This window comes from Actinocorallia sp. B10E7 (assembly GCF_039871655.1).
In the GTDB taxonomy this organism is placed as follows: Bacteria; Actinomycetota; Actinomycetes; order Streptosporangiales; family Streptosporangiaceae; genus Actinocorallia.
Genome location: NZ_JBDPLZ010000001.1, coordinates 719,004 through 734,171, shown reverse-complemented (window position 1 = coordinate 734,171; position 15,168 = coordinate 719,004). Strand labels below are relative to the sequence as shown.

The 15,168-nt window shown below is 69.2% G+C and carries 22 protein-coding genes; 18 read left to right on the top strand and 4 right to left on the bottom strand.

The genetic code is table 11. The features are described 5' to 3' along the window. The first annotated feature begins 77 nt into the window (after nucleotides 1–77). Nucleotides 78–956, top strand: a complete 879-nt coding sequence (locus ABGB12_RS03560) for a crotonase/enoyl-CoA hydratase family protein (protein WP_347674532.1) — start codon at nucleotides 78–80, stop codon at nucleotides 954–956. Between the two features lie 9 nt (nucleotides 957–965). Here ABGB12_RS03560 and ABGB12_RS03555 read toward each other — a convergent pair whose 3' ends face one another. After that, the gene (locus ABGB12_RS03555; RefSeq protein WP_347674531.1) at nucleotides 966–1,160 is read right to left on the bottom strand and encodes a hypothetical protein; all 195 of its coding nucleotides are present in this window, start codon (nucleotides 1,158–1,160) and stop codon (nucleotides 966–968) included. Nucleotides 1,161–1,323: 163 nt separating this feature from the next. Here ABGB12_RS03555 and fdxA point away from each other — a divergent pair, with 163 nt between their 5' ends. The 13 genes from fdxA (at nucleotide 1,324) to ABGB12_RS03490 (ending at nucleotide 10,523) form a co-directional block, all read left to right on the top strand. Beyond that, entirely contained in the window at nucleotides 1,324–1,644 is a 321-nt protein-coding gene (gene fdxA / locus ABGB12_RS03550; RefSeq protein ID WP_344449758.1) for a ferredoxin, read from the top strand. Between the two features lie 72 nt (nucleotides 1,645–1,716). After that, nucleotides 1,717–2,796, top strand: a complete 1,080-nt coding sequence (gene dapC / locus ABGB12_RS03545; protein ID WP_347674528.1) for a succinyldiaminopimelate transaminase — start codon at nucleotides 1,717–1,719, stop codon at nucleotides 2,794–2,796. Between the two features lie 49 nt (nucleotides 2,797–2,845). Beyond that, a complete protein-coding gene (locus ABGB12_RS03540; protein ID WP_347674527.1) occupies nucleotides 2,846–3,328 on the top strand; it encodes a DUF2617 family protein in 483 nt (160 codons plus the stop codon). Beyond that, a complete protein-coding gene (locus ABGB12_RS03535) occupies nucleotides 3,325–3,726 on the top strand; it encodes a DUF4247 domain-containing protein (RefSeq protein WP_347674525.1) in 402 nt (133 codons plus the stop codon). The genes ABGB12_RS03540 and ABGB12_RS03535 overlap by 4 nt, the downstream gene beginning before the upstream one ends. Continuing rightward, on the top strand, nucleotides 3,723–4,475 hold the full coding sequence (locus ABGB12_RS03530; protein WP_347674524.1) for a hypothetical protein: 753 nt from the start codon (nucleotides 3,723–3,725) through the stop codon (nucleotides 4,473–4,475). The genes ABGB12_RS03535 and ABGB12_RS03530 overlap by 4 nt, the downstream gene beginning before the upstream one ends. Continuing rightward, the gene (locus tag ABGB12_RS03525; RefSeq protein WP_347674522.1) at nucleotides 4,472–4,906 is read left to right on the top strand and encodes a DUF350 domain-containing protein; all 435 of its coding nucleotides are present in this window, start codon (nucleotides 4,472–4,474) and stop codon (nucleotides 4,904–4,906) included. The genes ABGB12_RS03530 and ABGB12_RS03525 overlap by 4 nt, the downstream gene beginning before the upstream one ends. Then, nucleotides 4,906–6,450, top strand: a complete 1,545-nt coding sequence (locus ABGB12_RS03520; protein ID WP_347674521.1) for a polyamine aminopropyltransferase — start codon at nucleotides 4,906–4,908, stop codon at nucleotides 6,448–6,450. Before ABGB12_RS03525 ends, ABGB12_RS03520 begins: the two co-directional genes overlap by 1 nt. A gap of 73 nt (nucleotides 6,451–6,523) precedes the next feature. Then, entirely contained in the window at nucleotides 6,524–6,979 is a 456-nt protein-coding gene (locus ABGB12_RS03515) for a YbjN domain-containing protein (protein WP_347674519.1), read from the top strand. Beyond that, nucleotides 6,976–7,869 (top strand): trypsin-like peptidase domain-containing protein, encoded by an 894-nt coding sequence (locus tag ABGB12_RS03510; protein ID WP_347674517.1) that lies wholly within the window; start codon nucleotides 6,976–6,978, stop codon nucleotides 7,867–7,869. The genes ABGB12_RS03515 and ABGB12_RS03510 overlap by 4 nt, the downstream gene beginning before the upstream one ends. Nucleotides 7,870–7,923: 54 nt before the next feature. Next, a complete protein-coding gene (locus ABGB12_RS03505; RefSeq protein WP_347674516.1) occupies nucleotides 7,924–8,412 on the top strand; it encodes a DUF2617 family protein in 489 nt (162 codons plus the stop codon). A 55-nt stretch (nucleotides 8,413–8,467) separates the two neighbouring features. Then, a complete protein-coding gene (locus ABGB12_RS03500) occupies nucleotides 8,468–9,610 on the top strand; it encodes an acyl-CoA dehydrogenase family protein (RefSeq protein WP_347675034.1) in 1,143 nt (380 codons plus the stop codon). A gap of 248 nt (nucleotides 9,611–9,858) precedes the next feature. Further along, nucleotides 9,859–10,215, top strand: a complete 357-nt coding sequence (locus ABGB12_RS03495) for a type II toxin-antitoxin system RelE/ParE family toxin (RefSeq protein WP_347674515.1) — start codon at nucleotides 9,859–9,861, stop codon at nucleotides 10,213–10,215. Next, the gene (locus ABGB12_RS03490) at nucleotides 10,212–10,523 is read left to right on the top strand and encodes a helix-turn-helix transcriptional regulator (RefSeq protein WP_347674514.1); all 312 of its coding nucleotides are present in this window, start codon (nucleotides 10,212–10,214) and stop codon (nucleotides 10,521–10,523) included. Before ABGB12_RS03495 ends, ABGB12_RS03490 begins: the two co-directional genes overlap by 4 nt. A 344-nt stretch (nucleotides 10,524–10,867) precedes the next feature. On the opposite strand, the gene ABGB12_RS03485 is transcribed toward ABGB12_RS03490, so the two are convergent. The 3 genes from ABGB12_RS03485 to ABGB12_RS03475 form a co-directional block, all read right to left on the bottom strand. Continuing rightward, nucleotides 10,868–11,338: a hypothetical protein gene (locus ABGB12_RS03485; RefSeq protein ID WP_347674512.1), complete on the bottom strand. Its 471-nt coding sequence runs from the start codon at nucleotides 11,336–11,338 to the stop codon at nucleotides 10,868–10,870. Between the two features lie 226 nt (nucleotides 11,339–11,564). Beyond that, the gene (locus tag ABGB12_RS03480; RefSeq protein ID WP_347674510.1) at nucleotides 11,565–11,744 is read right to left on the bottom strand and encodes a hypothetical protein; all 180 of its coding nucleotides are present in this window, start codon (nucleotides 11,742–11,744) and stop codon (nucleotides 11,565–11,567) included. Nucleotides 11,745–12,122: 378 nt separating this feature from the next. Then, entirely contained in the window at nucleotides 12,123–12,671 is a 549-nt protein-coding gene (locus ABGB12_RS03475) for a hypothetical protein (RefSeq protein WP_347674508.1), read from the bottom strand. A 98-nt stretch (nucleotides 12,672–12,769) separates the two neighbouring features. Between ABGB12_RS03475 and ABGB12_RS03470 the strand changes: the two genes are divergently transcribed. From ABGB12_RS03470 to ABGB12_RS03455, 4 genes are all read left to right on the top strand, one after another. Next, nucleotides 12,770–13,582 (top strand): helix-turn-helix transcriptional regulator, encoded by an 813-nt coding sequence (locus tag ABGB12_RS03470; protein ID WP_347674507.1) that lies wholly within the window; start codon nucleotides 12,770–12,772, stop codon nucleotides 13,580–13,582. After that, nucleotides 13,579–13,767 carry a DUF397 domain-containing protein gene (locus tag ABGB12_RS03465; protein ID WP_347674506.1) on the top strand — a complete coding sequence of 63 codons (189 nt, stop codon included), beginning with the start codon at nucleotides 13,579–13,581 and terminating at the stop codon, nucleotides 13,765–13,767. The genes ABGB12_RS03470 and ABGB12_RS03465 overlap by 4 nt, the downstream gene beginning before the upstream one ends. A gap of 234 nt (nucleotides 13,768–14,001) precedes the next feature. Further along, nucleotides 14,002–14,814, top strand: coding sequence for a mycofactocin-coupled SDR family oxidoreductase (locus ABGB12_RS03460; protein WP_347674504.1), 813 nt, complete (start codon nucleotides 14,002–14,004; stop codon nucleotides 14,812–14,814). A gap of 192 nt (nucleotides 14,815–15,006) precedes the next feature. Beyond that, on the top strand, nucleotides 15,007–15,135 hold the full coding sequence (locus ABGB12_RS03455; RefSeq protein WP_347674503.1) for a hypothetical protein: 129 nt from the start codon (nucleotides 15,007–15,009) through the stop codon (nucleotides 15,133–15,135). The last annotated feature ends 33 nt before the right edge of the window (nucleotides 15,136–15,168 follow it).

The following is a 15,168-nucleotide window of genomic DNA, read 5'->3' as shown; positions in this document are numbered from 1 at the left end:
GGCGCCAGGGCCTCCGGGGGCGCCGGAGGGGTGATCTCTTAGACTCGCCCCCGACGTCGAGCCGGAAGAGGTGGACCATGGAGTACCAGGAGATCGGCTACCAGGTCGAGGACGGCATCGCCACGATCACGTTGAACCGGCCCGACCAGCTGAACGCCTACACCAACCGGATGCGGCTGGAGACGCTGGACGCGTTCGACCGGATCGACGCCGACGACGAGGTGCGGGTCGTGGTCGTCACCGGCGCGGGCCGGGCGTTCTGCGCCGGAGCCGACCTCTCGGCCGGGGCGGGGACCTTCGACTACGACCAGGCCCCGGAGATGTTCGGCGGGGACGACCGCCTCCAGGACGGCACGCCCCGCGACGGCGGCGGCACCGTCGCGCTGCGCACCGCCCGCTGCCTCAAGCCCGTCATCGGCGCGATCAACGGTGCGGCCGTCGGCGTCGGGGCGACCATGACCCTGCCGATGGACGTGCGGATCGCCTCGGAGAAGGCGAGGTTCGGGTTCGTCTTCGCCCGCCGCGGCATCGTCACCGAGGCCGCCTCCTCCTGGTACCTGCCGCGCATCGTGGGGATCTCCCAGGCGATGGAATGGGCGATGACCGGCCGGGTCTTCCCCGCGTCCGAGGCGCTCGAGGGGCGGCTGGTCTCCAAGGTGGTGCCGCACGAGGAGCTGCTGCCGGCCGCCTACGCGTTGGCCCGCGAGGTCGTCGACAACACCTCGGCCGTCGCGGTCGCCTCGATCCGCCGCCTCATGTACGCGGGCCTGTCGGCCGAGACGCCGTGGCAGGCGCACGCCAACGACTCCCGGCTGATGACCGTGCTGGGCGCCGCGCCCGACGTGGCCGAGGGCATCGAGTCGTTCCTGAACAAACGCCCGCCGGTCTTCCCGATGAAGGTCTCCCGCGACCTGCCGGACGTCGTGCCGGACTTCCCCCGGCACCGGGAGGACTGAGGGACACTTTCAGGAGCGCCGGCGGCGTGGCGGCGCGGGCGGGACGACCTTGCCCGCGACGATGATCTCCTCGGGGACCTCGACGAGCTCGTCGTCGCGGCGCCGCACCGTCAGCACGCCGTCGGACCAAGATTCGAGTATGCCGACGACATCGGAGTACTCTCCGGTCTGCAGTCGGCGGCGCAGCGAGACCCGCTCGCCCATATCGGCTGGTGAGACCTTGACGACAAGGTGTGCGGCGAAACGGGATGGCAAGTGGGCACCCCCACGTCGAAATGAAGACCCGTGGACCGCAATACTATTGCCCACAAGCTTACGGTGAGCCGTGGCTGACGGCGGGGCCGGGAAGTTCTGAGAGGAGTACGGCGTGACCTACGTCATCGCGCAGCCTTGCGTGGACGTTCTCGACAAGGCGTGCATCGAGGAGTGCCCTGTCGACTGCATCTACGAGGGGCAGCGTCAGCTCTACATCCACCCGGACGAGTGCGTCGACTGTGGTGCGTGCGAGCCCGTGTGCCCGGTAGAGGCGATCTACTACGAGGATGACCTTCCGGACCAGTGGAAGGACTTCTACAAGGTCAACGTCGAGTTCTTTGAGGAGCTGGGTTCGCCCGGCGGCGCCTCCAAGGTCGGCAAGATCGAGCGTGACCACCCGATCACTGCTGCGCTTCCCCCGCAGGGCGAGTAACAGCCGTATCCCCCTCTCGGCCGTGACCAACCTCAGGTCACGGCCGAGAGGCATGTCTGGAGGAGAAGACCGATGGAGCTGCCCGACTTCCCGTGGGACCGGCTGGAGCCGTACAAGAAGACGGCCTCGGCCCATCCCGGAGGGCTCGTGGACCTGTCCGTCGGCACTCCCGTCGACCCGACCCCCGAGGTGGCGCGCAAGGCGCTGGCCGAGGCGTCCGACGCGCCCGGCTACCCGCAGACGTGGGGGACGCCCGCGCTGCGCGAGTCCGTCGCGGGCTGGCTGAACCGCCGGCTGGGCGTGCGGGCCGATCCGGCCGCGGTCCTGCCCGCCATCGGCACCAAGGAGCTCGTCGCCTGGCTGCCGCTGCTGCTGGGCGTCAAGCCCGGCGACACCGTCGTCTTCCCCGAACTGGCCTACCCGACCTACGACGTGGGCGCCCGCATCGCGGGGGCCACCGGCGTGGCCACCGACGGGCTGCTCAAGCTCGGCCCGACCCGGCCCAAGCTGCTGTGGATCAACTCCCCGTCGAACCCGACGGGCAAGGTCCTGCCGCCCGACCACCTGCGCAAGGTCGTCTCGTGGGCGCGTGAACGCGGCGTGACGCTCGTCAGCGACGAGTGCTACATCGAGCTGTACTGGGAGGGCGACGAGCCCGTCTCGATCCTGCACCCGGACATCTGCGGCGGCTCCCACGAGGGCCTGCTGGCCATCCACTCGCTGTCCAAGCGCTCCAACCTCGCCGGATACCGCGCCGGGTTCGTCACCGGCGACCCGGCGCTGGTCAAGGGGCTGCTGGAGCTGCGCAAGCACGCGGGCATGATCATGCCCGCCCCCGTGCAGGCCGCGATGGCCGCCACCTACGACGACGACGCCCACGCCGCCGAGCAGATCGAGCGCTACCGGGCCCGCCGCGCCGCCCTGAAGGCGGCCCTGGAGGCCCACGGCTTCCGCGTCGACCACTCCGAGGCGTCCCTCTACCTGTGGTCGACCCGCGACGAGCCCTGCTGGGACACCGTCTCCCACCTGGCGTCCCTCGGCATCCTCGTGGCCCCCGGCGAGTTCTACGGCCCCGCCGGCTCCCGCCACGTCCGCGTCGCGATCACCGCCACCGACGAACGCGTCGCCGAAGCGGTCTCCCGCCTCGGCTGAAAGGCCGATACCATCCGGCTGTTCTCCCCCCGGACAGCGGATGGTTCGAGTGCCCAGCGCGCTGGATGTGCCCTACCGCGACACGAGCGCCGACGCGCTCGTCTTCGCGTTGGACGAGCCGTGTCTGGAGGCGCTTGCCGTCCGGGACCTCACCGTCGCCGGGCTGGACGTGCAGCTGCGGCTGCTCGGGGCGTCCCACCAGGTGGTCGCCGGGCCCGTCACGGAGACGGTCGCGTGCCTGCCCGGACGGGAGGGCGAGCTGCCGTGCGCGGTGGAGCGCTCCCTGGACGGCTGGACGTACACGTTCTCGGCGCGCAGGTACCGTCCCGCCGACTTCTCCGCCGAGATCGTCCGCGTCGAGCGGCTGCTGGACGGCCCGGACTCGCTGAGCGGGGTGTTCCCTGGGGCGCCCGGGGCACTGACCGGGATCGTGCTGGACGCGCTGCCCGCGGGGGCGGCCTGGCGGACCTGGCACACCTATCCGGGGACCGGGGAACTCGTGGAGACGGCCACCCGGATGGTGAGGGCATGAAGAAAGCGATGATCGGCGGCGGGATCCTCATGCTGGTCGGCGTGATCATCCTGGCGCTGACGGTGCGGGGCGGCACCCGTTCACCGCGGGAGTGGATCTCCGGGCGGTTCCCGGCGGGCGGAGGCGGCTACCAGTCGGGGCAGCCGCCGATCCGGACCGCCGGCGAGATCATCGGGCATTCCAGGCCGGTGGACCGGGTCTACGACCCGGCCGGGGTGTTCCTGCGTTATCCCGGTGCCGTGGTCGCGGTCCTTCCGGCGGCGACGGGCAGCGTGATCCACGTCGACACCCCCGAACGCGGCTACCAGCGCTGGCGCGGGTACGTGAACGGGCGCTGGGGCGGTCCCGGCGGCCGGGCGTCCCTGTTCCGCGGCGGCGGCCCGGGGGGCGGCAAATGAGCGGGGGCGGCGCGAAGCCCGACGAGAGGAAAAAGAAGAAGGGCAACGGCGGCTGGATCGGCTGCCTGATCGTCCTGGCGGCCTTCGCGCTGACCGTCGTGCTGCCGATCGGCTGGTCGCTGTGGGACGAGGGGGCCTTCGACCCCGACCTGTCGGACGACATGACGGCCGTCGCGCTGGGGCCGGCCGAGACCGCGCGGCTGGCGGAACGGCTGCAGGAGGCGTCCCGGCGGCACGGGATCTGCTACGGCTGGGAGGTCGACGCGGACACCGGGGCCCCGGTGGAGGTCGGCTCCAACCTCGGTGCCGGCGTGGACGCCAGGAAGGCCGACAAGGCCACCTGCCCGGAGTGGATCGTGCTGAAGGCCGACTACTTCTACCTCGACAAGGAGTGGAGTTCGGTCGGCTACACCGTCCTGGACAGCTACGACGCCGTCCAGTTCAGCCTTGACGAGCTGACCTCCAGCGGTGTGCTGGACGGCACCGAGCTGGGCGAGCGGGGCGTCGCCCAGCTCGCCGACGCGATCGGCTCGCTGCCCCTGCTGGCGGCGGAGGCGGATCTCGCGCCGGCGCTCCCCGCTCAGGAGCAGGTCTTCTCCCCCTCCGCCACCGTCGACGACGAACTGGACTCCGGTCGCGGGGCCGGCTGGTGGTTCCTGGTCGGCCTCGGCTCCCTGCTGGTCGGTCTCGGCCTCCTGTGGATCATCAGGAGCGCCGTCAAGGAATGGAAGTGGAGGAGGGGCCTGTGATCTACGACGGCCTCCTGGACGAGGTCCTGGCCACCCTGGCCTACGGGGTGCTGGGCGTCGGGCTGCTGGCGCTGGGTTTCCTCGTCGTGGACGTGCTGACGCCGGGGCGGCTCGGCCACGTCATCTGGACCGAGGACGGCCGGGGAGGGGCGATCGTCCTGGCCGCCAAGCTGCTGGGCATCGGGGCGATCGTGACGACGGCGATCGCCACCAGCTCCGACGATCTGGCCGAGGGGCTGCTCGGGACCGCGGTGTTCGCGCTGGTCGGGCTGGCGCTGAGCGTCGTCGCCTTCTTCATCCTCGACTGGATCACTCCCGGGAGGCTGGGGGAGACCCTGCTGTCGGGCGGGTCCACCCCGCACGCCTCCTGCTGGGTGGTGGCGGCCACCGACCTGGCGACCGCGGCGATCGTGTCCGCAGCCGTCGCCTGATGCGGCGCGCGCTGCCCGCGCGCGCAGCGCGGGTGATGGTGCTGGCCGCCGTCTTCGTGTGCGCGGCCTGCGGGCTGGTCTACGAGCTGGCGCTGGTGGCCCTGGGCAGCTATCTCGTCGGGAACTCGATCACGCAGGCGTCGATCGTCCTGTCGGTGATGGTGTGCGCGATGGGCGTGGGGTCGCTGGCGGCCAAACCGCTGCAGTCCCGGGCGCTGGTGGCGTTCGCGGTGATCGAGGCGGTGCTGGCGCTGCTCGGCGGCCTGTCGGTGCTGCTGCTTTACGCGGCGTTCGCGTGGCTCGACCTGTACGTTCCGGCGCTGGTGTGCGCGGCGTTCGTGCTGGGCGCGCTGATCGGGGCGGAGATCCCGCTGCTGATGACGCTGCTCCAACGCATCCGCGAGCAGGAGGCCGGGAGTGCCGTCGCCGACCTCTTCGCGGCCGACTACGTGGGGGCGCTCGTCGGCGGTCTGGCGTTCCCGTTCCTGCTGCTGCCGGTGTTCGGGCAGATCAAGGGGGCCCTGGTCGTCGGGACGGTGAACGCGGTCGCCGGTGTCGCGGTCGTGCTGTGGGTGTTCCGGGCCGACGTGAGGAGGACGACGAGGGCCGTCCTGTGGGGCGCGATGGCGGGCGTGCTCGTCGTGCTGACAGGCGTGTACGGGCTGGCCGACCGGTTCGAGATGACGGCGCGGCAGGCGCTCTACAAGGACCCGATCGCGTTCTCCACGCGCACCCACTACCAGGAGATCGTGCTGACGCGGAAGGTGTCGCTGTCGGGGCGCGAGGACATGCGGCTCTTCCTGAACGGCGACCTCCAGTTCTCCTCGGTGGACGAGTACCGCTACCACGAGTCCCTGGTGCACCCGGCGCTGGCGGGGCCGCGTGCCCGGGTGCTGGTCCTCGGCGGCGGGGACGGGCTGGCGCTGCGGGAGGTGCTGAAATACCCCGACGTCCGGGAGGTCACGCTGGTCGAACTCGACCCGGCGATGATCACGATCGCGCGGACGTATCCGCCGCTGGTCTCGCTGAACGCCCGCGCCTTCGGGGATCCGCGGGTGGAGGTCGTCAACCGGGACGCCTTCGTCTGGGCCCGGGAGGGCCGGGCCGTCTACGACGCGGTGGTCGTCGACTTCCCCGACCCGGACGCGGTCGCGACCGCCAAGCTGTACTCCGTCGAGTTCTACGGGCTGGCCGAGCGGTTGCTCGCGCCCGGCGGGCGCATGGTCGTGCAGGCGGGGTCGCCGTTCTTCGCGCCGAAGTCGTTCTGGTGCATCGAGAAGAGCATCCGGGCGGCGGGCCTGAAGACGGTGCCGTATCACGTGGACGTGCCGAGCTTCGGGGATTGGGGGTTCGTGCTGGCCTCCCGCACGGAACCCGCGCCGGCCATGCCGTCCGGCGCCCCCGCGACGCGCTTCCTGGACGGGCGGGTGCTGGAGGCGTCGACGGTGTTCGCCGGGGACCTGCGGCGCTCGGACGTCGAGGAGAACACCCTGGTCAAGCCGGTGATCGTCGGCTACGAGGATTCCGAGTGGAGCGAGTTCTGAGTTTCGCCTCCCCGAAGCGACCATTTTGGGAAGAATGATCACTTCCCTGTCGGTCTACTGAGAGGTGTGCGGCATGGCTCCCATCGCCATGGTCAGGGCCTATGTGGAGAAGATCGTGCTGGAGATGCTGGGCGGCGAGGGCCCCCTGCACGTCGACGACGACGGCTCGATCCCGGTGCGGCGCGGCAGCGCCCTCTTCCACATCGACGTGATCGACCGCGGGGAGAACCCGGCGCTGGTCTGCGTGTGGTCGGTCGTCCTGCGCAACGCGGCGGGCGGCCGGAGCCTGCTGAAGGCGCTGAACGACCTCAACTCCCGCATCCTGCAGGCGCGCGTCTACCTCAAGGACGGCGACGTCATCATGAGCACGGAGCTGCTGGCCGACACGGTCACCGTCGAGAACCTCTCCTACGCGGCGGACGCGATCGGCTCGCTGGCCGACAAGTTCGACGACGAGCTCCAGGAGAGCTTCAGCGGCCACAAGTCCTTCGAGGAGGACGACGAGGACGACGACGCGGTGATGGTGTGAGGCTCGCGGAGTTCAGTGACGAGCTCGCCGCCCTGGCGGGCCGGGTCCTGCCGAGCGTGGTGGCGCTGAGCGTCCACTGCGGGCAGAAGGTCGGGTACGGGTCGGGCTTCGTGCTCGACGGCGACCGGCACGTGGTCACCAACCAGCACGTGATCGAGGACGGCGACGAGATCATCGCGGAGCTGCCCGGGCTGCCGTCGCGGCCCGCGAAGGTCGTCGGGTTCGACCGGCTCACCGACCTGGCCGTCCTGGAGCTGGAGGGGGAGACCCCCGAGCATCTGGAGCTGCGGCCGGAGCCGGCCCGGCTGGGCGAGCTGTGCCTGGCGCTGGGCTCGCCGCTGGGCCTGTACCCCGAGTCGGTCTCACTGGGGATCATCAGCGGGCTGGCCCGCTCGCTGCCCACCAGGGGCTCCGCCCGGTCGCTGGAGCGGGTGCTGCAGACCGACTGCGCGATCAACCCCGGCAACTCCGGCGGGCCGTTGGTGGACGCGCGGGGCCGGGTCCTGGGCGTGAACACCGCGATCCGGGCGGACGGCGCGGGCATCGGCTTCGCGGTCCCGGCCGGGACGGTCCGGGCCGTCGCCGCCGAGCTGATCGCGCAGGGGCGGGTCAGCCGGGCCTCGCTGGGCATCGCGATCGCCGAACGCCATGTGGAGATCGACGGGCGGACCGTCAAACGCCAGGTCGTCACCCGGATCGGGCGCGACGTGAACCACGACCTGAGGGTCGGGGACGCGCTGCTGGCGATCGACGGGGTGGAGATCGACGGCCGGGCGGCGCTGTACGACCAGCTCGGCGGGGACCGCGTCGGCCGGACCCTGACGCTCGCCGTGCACCGCGACGGGCAGGTCTGCAATGTGCAGGTGATCCCTTCCGCGCTGGACGACTGAGTCGGGACAGTCCGACGTACAATCCGGGGAAATCAGAGATTTTGGAAGGTTCCCATGCTGGAGCTGGCACGCCCCGCCGTCGACGTCCGAGCCGACGGTCTGGCTTTCACCCTGGACCTCCCGCCGCAGGAGGCCCTGGCCTCCCGCGCCTGGACGGTGGCGGGGATCGCGGTGGAGGCGCGGCTGCTGAGCACCGGCCACCAGGTGGTGGCGGGCCCGCTGGCAGAGACCGTCGCCGAGCTCTACGGGCTCGAAGGGCCGCTGCCGTACGAACTGCACCGGGAGGTCGGCGGCTGGTCGTACGGTTTCACCGCCGACATCTACAAGCGTGACTACGCCGACTTCAACCGCGCGGTGGCCTTCCTGCGCAACTACCTGACGGGCCGGGACGACGCCCTGGCCGCGGTCTTCCCCCTCCAGAAGGACGAGCTGGGCGGGGTGCTGGTCCGGCAGGTCAAGCGGGGTCTGGAGTGGCGGGCCTGGCACACCTTCCCCCGTACGCGGCAGATTGTCAGTACCCGGACCCGGATGCTCATCGGCTGACAAAGCGGGTGCTAATCTGACGCCGTCAGTGAGTACTTACCTGGGAGTGTGGCCCGTGGCGCGCGAGATCTTCAACGAGGAACACGAGGCGTTCCGCGACATGGTGAGGTCCTTCATCGCGAAGGAGATCACGCCTTACCACGAGCAGTGGGAGAAGGACGGCATCGTCTCCCGCGACGTGTGGCTGGCGGCCGGCCGCGCCGGACTGCTCGGCATCGACATCCCCGAGGAGTACGGGGGCGGCGGCAACGACGACTACCGCTACTACGTGATCTTCAACGAGGAGCTGGCCCGCGCCGGCGTGCACGGCCCCGGCTTCGCCGTCCACAACGACATCAACGGCGGCTACCTCCGCCAGCTCGCCAACGACGAGCAGAAGCAGCGCTGGTTCCCCGGCTACTGCTCCGGCGAGATCATCACCGCGATCGCGATGACCGAGCCCGCCGCCGGCTCCGACCTGCAGGGCATCAAGACCACCGCCCTCAAGGACGGCGACCACTACGTCCTGAACGGCTCCAAGACCTTCATCTCCAACGGCATCCTCTCCGACCTGGTGATCGTCGTCGCGAAGACCGACCCGTCGGCCGGCTCCCGCGGAGTCTCCCTCCTGGTCGTCGAGCGCGGCATGCCCGGCTTCGAGCGCGGCCGGAACCTTGACAAGGTCGGCATGCACGCCCAGGACACCGCCGAGCTGTTCTTCGACAACGTGCGCGTCCCCGCCGCCAACCTCCTCGGCGAGGAGGGCATGGGCCTCATCTACCTGATGCAGAACCTGGCCCGCGAGCGCCTGTCCATCGGCGTCTCCGCCCTCGCCGGCGCCGAGACCGCCTTCGAGCAGACCCTCGAGTACTGCAAGACCCGCACGGCCTTCGGCAAGCCCATCGGCGCCTTCCAGAACACCCGCTTCAAGCTCGCCGAGATGAAGACCGAGCTCACCTTCGCCCGAGCCTTCACCGACCAGTGCATCCTGGCCGACACCACCCACAGCCTGACCCCGGACAACGCGGCCATGCTCAAGTGGCGCAACACCGAGATGTGCAAGACGGTCGTCGACACCTGCGTCCAGCTCTTCGGCGGCTACGGCTACATGACCGAGTACCCGATCGCCAAGGCCTACCAGGACGTCCGCATCCAGACGATCTTCGGCGGCACCACCGAGATCATGAAGGAGATCATCGGCCGCAGCCTGTTCGCCTAGTCCTGATCTGCCTCTTCATGGGGCGGCGTCAGATCGGCGGGCCGGTACGTCGTCGGCCGACCGTGTGCACGACGGCTCTCGTATGACGAAGGCCTCGGGGCCCTGGCTCCGAGGCCTTCGTCATGGCTTCGAGAGCGGGTCCTGGACGGTTTTCAGTACAGGGTGAGCTTGCTGCTTTCCTGCGGCAGCCGTGAAGGTCTCTTGTGATTCACCCCTCTATATGTTTGGGCATATATATGCTTGACTGTATGAGCGGGGGATACGAGATCGAGATGGAGCAGTGGCTGAAGGAGCTGCCCGACAAGGCATACGGCCAGGCGCTCTTCTATCGCGATCTTCTCGCTTCCAGGGGTCCTTCGCTGGGCTTCCCGTATGCCGGCCATCTCAAGGGGAAGGTATGGGAGTCGCGTCCGGCGATCCTGGGCGTCGAGACCCGTATCACCTACTGGCTGACGAGCGAAAGGCGGGCCGTGCTGTTGACGGTCTTCAACAAGACGCGACGCAGTGAGCAGAAGCAGATCGACCGGGCGGTGCGTGCTCAGGAGACGTGTGAGGCGGAGCATCATGGCCACGCTGAGAAGATCTACGACAGGGAGCCGCGATGAGCGGGCACAGGAAATGGGAGCGCGCCGAGCGCGATACCGAAGAGGTCGCCCAGGGCTACGAAGAGGCTCGACTCGCCTATGAGCTGGCCGAGTGGGCGCGCAAACGGCGCAAGACCCTGGGACTCTCCCAGGCCGCGGTCGCGGCACGGGCGGGGATGACTCAGCCGGCCCTGTCGGTCCTTGAGGCGGGCGGTACCATCCCGACCATTCCGCTGCTGCGGCGTCTCGCCCGTGCTCTCGATGCCGATTTCCAGGTCGGTTTCAAGACTCGTGAGGCAGGTCGGGTAGAGCTCCTCGACGCATGCTGATCCGGTAAGTGCCGGTTGCCGTGTGTGATCGTCCGGGCGGCGCCGTGGACGTGTGAGCCCCAGGCCCGGTGCGTCCGCTCGGCCCGGCTCGGGGCCTCGGCGAGTAGCCGTCCCTCTTCCACGGTGACCGTCCAGCTCGGCAGGTCGAGTGCCGCCGGGTCGGGCAGGACCGGACTCCGGGCTCTCCGTGCCTGCTCGCGCAGCGCCTGCCGGAGTTCTTCGGCGCTGGGGAACCCGGTGTGCGGTGCCGACCGCGTGTACGACGGCTCTCGCATGACGAAGGCCTCGGGGTCCTGGGCTCCGAGGCCTTCGCCACAGCGCCAGGGGCGAGGCCCGGACGGTTTTCAGTACAGGGCGAGCTTGCTGCTTTCCTGCGGCAGATTCTCGGGGGCCACGACGGTGTAGCCCAGTTCCTTGAGTACGCGGGCCGCCTCGTCGGGGCAGTCCCGGACCACGACACCCGTCTGCACTCTGCGCCAGGCGCGGCGGCCTTCATGGATCGCCTCCCTCCAGCCGGCCTCGCAGTCGATGCCGAACTCCTCGATGAGGAACTGGAGGACATCCTCCAGACAAGGCCGGAACCGCGGAGCGCCGAGGGGAAGGTGGAGGCTGGAGAGCTGAGGGATGGTGGGCGAGGCTTCACCGAGCTGCTGCGCGCGTTTCTTGATCCGCAGGTTGCTCTTCCCGCCCGTGAGTAGCAGATAGACGATCTCGTCGCGGTGGGCGTGCATGTGGAAGTGCGCGCTGGGGACGTTGCTCTCGGGCTTGCGCAGGTATTCCCAGCGGAACAGGGGCTCGGGACGGCCGCCGACCATCCGGACGTGGGCCCTGGAGTCCTCGATCGCCAGGAAGTGCTGTTCGCCGTCCCAGGTGCATTGGAGGGCGACGGTCAGTTCAAGGCGCGGAGTGCCGTCGATCTTGATCGGGATGGCGGGGGAAGGACCGCCCTCGGGTGTCCTGGTCCGAGGACGCCGGACACGGTAGCGGTGAGTGCGTTGGCGAAGTTCTCGGCTTGACGGCGGAGCTCGTCGTCTTCTGACATCAATCGTTCAGCAGGAAATCGATGTTGTCGATGGCATCCAGAATGTCCAGCTGCTCAGTGGTGAGCTGGTATGTGGCGGCGAGGCGGCGCAGCTCCGCCTCGGGTAGCCCGGCCCGCTTGAGCAGGTCCCTGCGCTCCTGCCGCAACTCGGCGTTCGAGCGGCTGATCACCGTGGTCACGGGCTCCTCCTTCGGGCGGATGTCGTCCATGGACGAGTTAACCTGCGGTCTCAGACATTCTGGCCGCGAGCCTGGCCCTACTTCAGGGTCTTCCCGCACATTAACTCAGGAACCGTTGCCAGAAGGTGAGATCAGTTGACCTGCTCTTGATCTTTACCTGTGCGTGTGATCACCAGGCCCACGACCAAGTCCACCGTGGGAACGGCTGGGCGGGTCGGCCTTGATCGTAGTGGCCGGACAGGAGAACGGCGCCGATGCGCGAACGCCTTTCTCCGCACGGGAAGCCGGACCAGACCTGGACGCCCGCCCTCGTCAACCGGAGCTCATGGACGGCGGCGCGACCGCGCGTCTTCCACACCCGAACCGAAGAACGTCCGCTTATCTGGCGGTATGCGGTTGGGGGCGGTCGGCCCCGCATCGGCTGCGGGTGGCCTCGAACCAGGCCCGGTGCGTCCGCTCGGCTCGAATCAGGGCCTCGGTGAGCGCGTCGTAGGCGTCGCAGAGGATGTGCAACTCCTCCACGCTCCGGGCTGACGCCTGGTTCTGCGCCCCCGCCATCCACTGGTAGAGGCTGTAGGACCTTCGTGCCTCGGCGAACAGCCATCCCTCTTCCACGGTGACCGTCCAGCCCGGCAGGTCGAGTGCCGCCGGGTCGGGCAGGACCGGACCCTGGGCTCTTCGCGCCTGCTCGCGCAGCGCCTGCCGGAGTTCTTCGGCGCTCCGGCAGATCACCGTCGGGTCGATCCCGGCCCGCACGTCCCGCCGCGACGCCACCCAGTCGTCCCCGGCGCGCCCGTCTCGTTTGCGCGAGCGGAAGATCCGCCAGCCGGGGTGTTCGGCCTGCAGCCGGGTCAGGGCGTCGCCGCCCCGGGGCATCGTCAGGCGGATCTCGGCGTCGTCGGGAGCGGACGGTTCGTCGGTGCTCATGGGGCCTCCCTGAAATACTCGAAGTCACTCTCACTCTCCGTGTCATTGGTTTAGCGTGCTGTGCATTACCGGATACGCCATACACGGGTGGGTGAGCGATGACCGTCAGGGAGACGATCGACCCGGACTCCTCCTTGTGGGCCTGGCTGGCCTTCGACCTGTGGCTTCACCGGACTCGGCGGGGACTCTCGCTGGCTCAGACGGCGCGGATCGTGTATGTGACGCGCGGCACTGTATCCAACTGGGAGGCGGCGCGCGGGCGGCCGTCCGACCGGCACCTGAAGCTTCTCGACGAGGCGTGGGACACGGGTGGCCACTTTCAGCGGTTGCACCGGTATGCGACCCAGGGGCACGATCCGGACTGGTTCCGGCAGTACGTGCAGTACGAGGCGTCGGCCGAGGTCATCAAGGTCTTCCACGGGAAGGGCATCCCGCTTCTGGTCCAGACCGAGGCCTATGCCGACGCGGTGCTGAGGGCGGCGGGACATGTCGAGATCGCCGAAGAGGAAACTCAGGCACGGATGAAACGGCAGGAGATCCACAATCGGAAAACGCCGCCACGCCTCTGGATTCTCATCGACCAGGATGTTCTTGAGCGTCCGGTCGGGAGTGCTGCTGTTATGCGTAAGCAGTGCGAGCACCTCCTTGAGATCTCAGAGCGAGCACATGTCAGTGTTCGCGTGATCCCACGGTTGGCTGGTCCGCACCCTGGAGATGACGGCCCCTTCCAAGTGTTGAAGATCAAGGGACGGGAGATCGCCTACGCCGGTGCGCAGCTCGGTGGACGTCTGATCGAGGCCGGTGACGAGGCTGATGCTCTCGCAGTAAAGTTCGAAGAAATCGGGGCGCTCGCCGAATCCCGGGACGCTTCGAGGGACCTGATCATTCGGACCATGAGGATGTACGAGTGACCAATTGGCGGAAGAGTTCCTACACGGGCACCGGCAACGACAACGTCTGCGTCGAAGTGGCGGCTTTGGGAAGCAGGATCGGGCTGCGGGACTCCAAGAATCGTGGCCTCGGGAAGTTGGAGGTCCGGCGGGAGGCGTTCGCCGGGCTCGTTTCGCGGGTGAAGCGCGGCGAGTTCGGGCTGTGACCGTTCATCGTCCGACTCGCTGAGAACCGCCCTGCCTCCGTGCGAGTCCATGGCGGGACAAAACCGACATGTCTTGTCAACTTGGTAATTCATGTTTTAAACGCCTGGAGCCCCGGTATGTCGCTTCGGGGCGCGCGGTGTGCGGCGGGCCCCGGAACCGAGCCCTCCTACGGTCCGGCGCGGGGAGAGCAGACCCCGCGCCGTCCGTCCGGGTCCGCCCTCGAAAGGAACGTCATGAACAGGGTTCAAGGCAGGGTCGCTTTCATCACCGGTGCCGCGCGCGGCCAGGGCCGCGCGGAGGCCGTCAGGCTCGCCGAAGAGGGCGCCGACCTGATCCTCACCGACCTGTGCGCGTCCCCCACCGAGACCGACTACGCGGCGGCCACGCCCGAGGAGCTGGCCGAGACCGTCGCCCTGGTCGAGAAGCTCGGCCGCCGCGTCGTCCACAGCGTCGCCGACGTGCGCGACCTCGAGGCGCTGGAGGAGCTCGTGCGGCGCGGCGTCGACGAGCTGGGCCGGCTGGACATCGTCGTCGCCAACGCCGGCGTCGTCAACTGGGGGCGCTTCTGGGAGATGAGCCCGCAACGCTGGCAGGACATGATCGACATCAATCTCACCGGCGTCTTCAACACCCTGCGCGCCGCCGTCCCCGCGATGATCGCCGCGGGCAACGGGGGCTCCATCATCGCGACCAGCTCCGTCGCGGGCATCAAGTCGCTGCCCGGCCAGTCCCACTACAGTGCGGCCAAGCACGGCGTCGTCGGCTTCGCCAAGTCCGCCGCCATCGAGCTCGCGCCCTACGGCATCCGCGTCAACACCATCCACCCGTGGGGTGTCCGCACCCCGATGGGCGAGATGGGACCGGAAGCCGAGAAGATCTTCACCGACCACCCCTCCTACGGTGCCTCCATGGGCCAGATCCTGACCGACCCGGTCTTCTCCGAGCCCGAGGACATCGCCAACACCGTCCTCTTCCTCGCCTCCGACGACTCCCGCACCATCACCGGCGCGCAACTCCCCATCGACCACGGCGCGACCAAGGTCTGACCCGCTCCCTGCGGCCCTGACCCGCCGCGCGTCCTCGATGCGCGGACGCACACGCGGGGACGCTCCGCAGGGGTACCAGCGGGTCTCGGGTATGGAGGCGACTCCCACCGTGGTGAAACGCACCCGGAGCGGCACGGAGTCCGGCTGATCCAAAGATGGCATGCCGCCCTCGCGCGTAGCATTGCGCGCGAGGTGAGGGGCGTGGACTACGAGGAGATCAGCGATCTGCGGCGGCAGAGCGCGGCGTGGCGGTTGTTGCGGGCCGACAACGCGGCTCTCGGTACGGAGGGCCCCGGCCTGACCTGCCGTCGGGTAGTCTGAGGGCAGCAACCTGTATCGGTGCTTAGGCCGCAG